Genomic DNA, 6671 nt, shown 5'->3' on the forward strand with positions numbered 1-6671 from the left:
AGTGATTTCCTTAAGAGCTATTGTAAAAACCAAGGGGCGTTGGTCTCAATTTTGGGAAAAAATTAACAAACAAGGATTAGCAGGAATTCTAGCGAAATGCGACTAACCCAGTCCCGGGAATTCAGGATAATAAGTTATGTTGGTCTGTTATCCCTGCATGGTCTGGCGTTTATATTCATAAAATGCCACGGCAGCGGCGTTTGAGACATTAAGGGTTGGAAACACCTCTTCTGTTGGAAGTGAGACCAAAAAATCACAATTTTCTCTGGTTAAACGTCTCAGGCCTTTGCCTTCGGCGCCAAGTACAATGGCTGTACGCTGGGAAAAGGGTGTGGTTTGTAAAATACTTTGACCGCTTTCATCAAGACCAGTACACCAGAACTCGTGCTGTTTAAGCGTTTCAAGGGTACGTCCTAGATTGGTGACAATGATGAGTGGGGTATGCTCTAATGCGCCCGAGGCGACTTTGGCAATAATATTATTATTGCCATCGGGGGCATTTTTTTCTGGATAAATGAGAGCGCTGGCTCCAAAGGCTGTTGCTGAGCGCAAGATTGCACCGATGTTGTGTGGGTCAGTGACTTGATCGAGTACGACGCAGAACGTTTGTTTAGGGCAAGCTTGCAGATAGGTTTCCAGATAAACTCCAGGTAGAGGTTCTAGATTCAGAGCGACACCTTGGTGTGTGATGTTTGCTCCCACAAGTTGATCTATCTCGCGTCGCTGGGTGGTTTTTACTTTAAGTGGTTGGGGGATCGATAGAGATTGCAATGCTTCTTTGGTGGCCCAGAGCCCATGACATTTACGTTTTGGGTTGTTGAGTGCTGCTTGTACTGCGTGTAGACCATATAGATAATACTGCTGTTTGCTCATGGCTGTTGCTTTTGCTTTAGTTTCATTGCTTACGCTCCAAGTTGAACCGCCTGTTTCCAGGGGATAATATTAATGCCTTTAATGGTGAAAGCCTCATCTCCAGCGTATACTAGGTATAGGTTTTGTGTGGAGGTACCGCTAATTTTTGCCCAGTCATTTAGTCGTTTCAACAACGATGGGTGAAATGTTGCTGTTGATTTAATTTCAACTCCTAGATTATCTGGGCCTTTTTCAATTACTCCATCAATTTCATGCCCTGTTTGATCTCGCCAAAAGTAGAGGCGGGGAGGGCGGCCCATTGCCAGGCTTTGTTTGATAATTTCAGAAAGTATGAAGCCTTCAAAAATGGCTCCACGACTGGCGTGAAACTGCAAATGTTCTGGAGAGTCAATGCCGAGTAGTTGGCAAACAATGGCTGAATCATAAAAGTAAAGCTTGGGAGATTTAATAATGCGTTTGTTGAAATTTTGGTGATAGGGCCTTAACAAATACACTAGATAGCTAGCCTCCAAAATACTAAGCCATTGCCGTGCTGCGGGTTGAGATATCCCTGTTGCTTGAGCGATGGCGTTCAAGTTTAAAATTTGTCCATGGCGTCCCGCGCAAAGTTGCAGAAAAATTTGAAACTGGTTGAGATTTTTAATCTGGATTAAGCTTCTGACATCTCGTTCGATATACGTCATGATATAGGAGTTGTACCATCTGTTGATTGACATCTTTTCGTGGTAGGGTCTGGGGTAGCTTCCATGATAGAGGTATGACCAAAGATTTTGTGCCGTGATGTTTGGATACGTTGTGTATTCCGAATATGTAAGAGGTAACAACTCCAGAATGGCTGCTCTTCCAGCAAGGCTTTGTGAAATGTTGGCTGATAACAAGAAATTTTGCGATCCAGAAAGAATCCACTTTGTGTTGTGTTTTTGTGTTTCAATAAAGTCATGCACATAGGAGAATAATTCTGGATATTGCTGGGCTTCATCAATGATCCAGCCAGGTCTGCGGCGAGCAAAAAAATCTCTGGGATCTGCTTGAACCCGGGATCTTATGTCGGGAGCCTCAAGATTAATGTATTCGAATTCTGGAAAAAGTGTTTTTAGTACAGTTGTTTTTCCGCTTTGCCTGGGACCAGTTAAAACAGTAACGGGAAATTCCTCTACGGTTTGTTTGAGGGTTGGATTAATAATTCTATTAAACATGGTTTTCATTGAATCCATTAAACGTGTTATGGCGCCAGTGTGCATCAATAGTGTACATTAGTTTTGTGTGCATTTCAAAGTACAACTTTGAAATACCCATATTTGATGTTACATTTTTCGGGATTTCATGATTTTAGGGATTATGCGTCTCTAGCATAGGTATAGACTGATCTTGGCTGCAAAAAGTCCTGGAAGGTTGGCCAATATTCTCGTATAAGAGGGTAGAGGGAATTTTAGTAACGGACTAGATAGGAAGAAAACGATGGCAGGATATCTAAACAAAGTACAATTGATCGGAAACTTGGGGCGTGATCCTGAAATGCGGCAAACCCAAGATGGCAGGAAAATTGCGACCTTTTCCTTGGCGACGACTGAGACTTGGAAAGATCGCATGACAGGTGAGCGCCGTGAGCGTACCGAGTGGCATCGTGTTGTTATCTTCAACGAGAAACTGGCAGAAATTGCTGAGCAGTATTTACGCAAAGGGACAAAGATTTATCTTGAAGGCCAATTGCAAACGCGTAAATGGACGGACCAGCAAGGTGTCGAGAAATACACGACTGAAGTGGTGCTTCCGCAATTTAGAGGTGAATTTGTGATGTTGAGCAATCGATCTGACAATATGGATGCTGGTGGTGCATCGGCGTTTACATCGCAAGATACAGGAGCGAACACTTTGGGTGCATTCGGATCAACTGCCCCCCCATCTGCACCTGCCGCAGCGCCATTTGCTCCAGCTGTGGGAAGCGCTGCGCCTCCTAAGGCGTCTCCAACACCTGAGCCTTTTGCTCCTTCAACGCCGTCTCAGAGTGAACCCGAGTTGGATGATGAGGTTCCTTTTTAGGATTTTTGAGAGTATAATCTCCTGAAATCAAAACCTCTAGTTTAATGATAGCGAGAAGCTTGCAGTTTACTTTGGTAAATGAGCACTTCGAGCGTATCAGAAAACAGAGGTTTTGATTTCACTTCAGTATACAATCTAGCCTTGTTTCTAATAGCATAATAAAGGATTTCCAGTGACTACACCAACACCCAACGCTCCTGCACAAGATATTCATACTGTTACCATTGAAGAGGAGATGCAACGCTCATACCTTGACTATGCGATGAGTGTCATCGTGAGTCGAGCTCTTCCTGATGTTCGAGATGGTCTAAAACCTGTGCACCGGCGTATTTTGTACGCCATGAAAGAAGCTGGATTTGATCACACCAAGCCATACCGTAAATCGGCGCGTATTGTCGGAGAAGTCATGGGTAAGTATCATCCACATGGTGATGCGGCAATTTATGACTCCATGGTGCGCATGGTGCAAGACTTTTCACTGCGTTTGCCACTTATTGATGGTCACGGTAACTTTGGATCAATGGATGGTGATAATGCGGCGGCTTCTCGTTACACAGAGGCGAGACTTGCCAAATCAGCCCATGCGTTATTAGAAGGGATCGATAAGGATACCGTCGATTTTCAGCCCAACTACGATAACACCATCCAAGAACCCAAAGTTTTACCGGCACGTTTTCCCAATATGTTGGTTAATGGCGTTGGGGGAATTGCGGTGGGAATGGCAACCAACATTCCGCCTCATAACCTTGGTGAGGTCATTGATGCTTGTTGTGCCTATATTGAAAATCCTGAGATTACTTTGAATGAGTTGATGGCGCATGTACCAGGACCTGATTTTCCCACAGGTGGTATTATTGTGGGCCGGGATGGGATTAACAAGGCTTACCGCTCAGGCCGAGGTGGTATCATGATGCGGGGCAAGACTGAGATAGTCACACTGCGCAAGGACCGTGAGGCGATTATTGTCACAGAAGTTCCCTATCAGGTGAACAAGGCCAAAATGGTTGAGAAAATTGCTCACCTAGTCCAACAAAAGGTGATTGAGGGTATTTCCGATTTACGTGATGAATCTGATCGCGATGGGGTTCGTGTGGTTATTGAACTCAAGCGTGACATTATGGCCGATGTTGTGTTGAATCAGTTGTATACCCATACTCCGCTGCAAACTTCTTTTGGCGCTAACATCGTTGCGCTGCTCAATGGTCGACCGCAGATCTTGACAGTGCTAGAGATCATTCGCGCTTTTATCGAATTTAGGGAAGAAGTGATCATCAGGCGTACGCGTTATGAACTAAAAAAGGCGCGTGAGAAAGCTCACATTTTGGTTGGTTTGGCAATTGCGGTTGCCAATATTGATGAGATGATTAAACTGATTCGTCACGCACCTGACCCATCTACTGCCCAGATGCAGATGATGGCTCGCACATGGCCAGCAAGTGGGGTTGAGCCTTTGCTAGAACTGGCAGAACCTGGGCGAGAAACATCAGAATCTGGAACTTATAAACTAAGCGCTCTACAAGCTAAAGCAATTCTTGATTTGCGTTTGCATCGCTTGACGGGACTAGAGCGCGAGAAAATTGGTGATGAGCTTAAGGCTTTGGTGGAAACCATCAAAGACTATTTAAACATTCTTGGGTCGCGTGAGCGGGTGATGCGGATTATTCGCGAAGAGATGCTTGAGGTCAAAGAAAAGTTTGCCACCCCTAGGCGCACAGAAATTCAGGAAGGTGATTTCACAGCGGAGATAGAAGATCTAATCCAAAAAGAAGACATGGTTGTGACGTTCAGCCACAATGGTTATGTAAAACGAGTTCCTTTGACAACCTACCGGGCACAAAAGCGCGGCGGTAAGGGACGCTCTGGAATGTCTACCCGTGATGAAGATTTTGTTTCGCGGGTGTTTGTGGCTAATACCCATACTCCTTTGCTGTTTTTCTCAAACCGCGGTATTGCCTACGAACTGAAGGTGCATCGCTTACCTCAAAGCACACCGCAGGCTAAAGGCAAAGCTATTGTCAATTTACTGCCTTTGAAAAGGGGAGAAAAGATTTCAGCAGTTATGCCCTTGCCCGAAGATACGGCCGATTGGGAAAAATTACATGTGATGTTTGCTACTTCGCATGGGAGCGTCCGCCGTAATGTGTTGTCTGATTTTGTCAATATTCAAGCCAACGGTAAAATTGCCATGAAGTTGGGTGACAATGAAAAGCTCATTTCGGTGCAAACCTGTAATGAGGCCGATGATGTATTCTTGGCGACTCGAAACGGTAAGAGCATTCGATTTGCCGCAACTGCTATACGGTTGTTTGCAGGGCGCAGATCTACCGGTGTGCGAGGTGTGAAGTTGTCGGGAGAGGATGAAGTGATCTCCATGTCAATCCTAAGCCCAGTTGAAGTTACAACCGAAGAGAGAGATGCGTATCTGCGTCAAGTTGCCCGTTTGCGCCGCAGTCATGATGATCATGAAGAAGAAGAAGAAGCTACTGATGCAGATGAGAACTACATCAGACTTACTGATGAACGATTTGCAGAACTATCGTCCCAAGAGCAGTTTATTTTATCAGCTACCAGCAAGGGCTTTGGTAAGCGAACATCGGCTTACGAATATCGCACTGCGGGCCGTGGAGGTCAGGGGCTTGCCAATATGGATTTGACAAAAAAGAATGGTAATATTGTTGCTTCCTTTCCTGTTTGCAACCATGACCAATTGATGTTGGTGACTGATGGAGGGCAGTTGATTCGCTGCCCCGTCAATGACCTTCGTATCGCAGGAAGACGTACTCAGGGTGTGACTCTATTTAGAGTCGGAAAAGACGAAAGTGTCGTGTCAGTGGCGCGAATTGAAGAAGATGGTGACGACGACAGTGATAATGAAAGCAATCCAACGCCGGATTCAGTTTAATGACCCCAGAAAGGGTAGCTGTTTATCCAGGAACTTTTGATCCGATTACCAAGGGGCACCTTGATATCGTACAACGAGCCTGTCCGCTGGTGGATCGTTTGGTGGTAGCCGTGGCGCAAAATGGGGGTAAGCGACCATTGTTTTCCCATCAAGAGCGCTTTGATATGGTAGCCCGTGATATTGAGCAACTAAAGCAGGATCAGCCTAATTTAGAGACAATTATTGAGGTAATGTCTTTTGAAATTTTGCTAGTCGATTTCGTGCAAAAATTGGGCTCGCAAATTATCATTCGAGGCCTTAGGGCTGTTTCAGATTTTGAGTATGAATTCAAAATGGCTTCCATGAACGAGCACTTAGCCCCTGAGGTTGAGACGGTTTTCTTAATGGCCTCAGACCGGTTTCAATTTGTTTCTTCACAATTTATTAAGGAAATTGCCCGTCTTGGAGGGGATGTTTCGCCGTTTATTTCCAATCTTGTAAAGCAGCAGTTAGATGCAAAATTTGGGGTACGGTGATCAGAGATCAGATGTCAGAGATCAGATGTCAGAGATCAGATGTCAGAGATCAGATGTCAGAAATCAGATGTCAGAAATCAGATGTCAGAGATCAGATGTCAGAGATCAGATGTCAGAAATCAGATGTTCGAAATCAGATGTTCGAAATCAGATGTTCGAAATCAGATGTTCGAAATATCAGGTTTTTAAATTTATAATTAATGTATATTTTTGTTGACAATGCCACTTTTTTAAGTGAAAATTTTCTGACCTCTGACCTCTGACCTCTGACCTCTGACCTCTGACCTCTGACCTCTGACCTCTGACCTCTGACCTCTGACCTCTGACCTCTGACCTCTGAC

At 44.8% G+C, this 6671-nt stretch carries 5 protein-coding genes; 3 read left to right on the forward strand and 2 right to left on the reverse strand.

Annotation, left to right across the window (positions count from 1 at the left end):
• Positions 1-147 precede the first annotated feature (147 nt).
• Together rlmB and ABFQ95_06930 are read right to left on the reverse strand one after the other, a co-directional pair.
• Complete coding sequence (gene rlmB, locus ABFQ95_06925; GenBank protein ID MEN8237253.1) at positions 148-873, reverse strand: 23S rRNA (guanosine(2251)-2'-O)-methyltransferase RlmB; 726 nt, start codon at positions 871-873, stop codon at positions 148-150.
• Positions 874-902: 29 nt separating this feature from the next.
• Entirely contained in the window at positions 903-2069 is a 1167-nt protein-coding gene (locus ABFQ95_06930; GenBank protein MEN8237254.1) for an ATP-binding protein, read from the reverse strand.
• 262 nt (positions 2070-2331) lie between these two features.
• Here ABFQ95_06930 and ssb point away from each other — a divergent pair, with 262 nt between their 5' ends.
• The 3 genes from ssb to coaD all read left to right on the forward strand — a co-directional run bounded on the left by ssb (position 2332) and on the right by coaD (position 6330).
• Entirely contained in the window at positions 2332-2913 is a 582-nt protein-coding gene (gene ssb, locus ABFQ95_06935; protein ID MEN8237255.1) for a single-stranded DNA-binding protein, read from the forward strand.
• 172 nt (positions 2914-3085) lie between these two features.
• On the forward strand, positions 3086-5815 hold the full coding sequence (gene gyrA, locus ABFQ95_06940; protein MEN8237256.1) for a DNA gyrase subunit A: 2730 nt from the start codon (positions 3086-3088) through the stop codon (positions 5813-5815).
• Entirely contained in the window at positions 5815-6330 is a 516-nt protein-coding gene (coaD, locus tag ABFQ95_06945) for a pantetheine-phosphate adenylyltransferase (GenBank protein ID MEN8237257.1), read from the forward strand. The genes gyrA and coaD overlap by 1 nt, the downstream gene beginning before the upstream one ends.
• The last annotated feature ends 341 nt before the right edge of the window (positions 6331-6671 follow it).

Source organism: Pseudomonadota bacterium, assembly GCA_039714795.1.
Taxonomy (GTDB): domain Bacteria; phylum Pseudomonadota; class Alphaproteobacteria; order JAGOMX01; family JAGOMX01; genus JBDLIP01.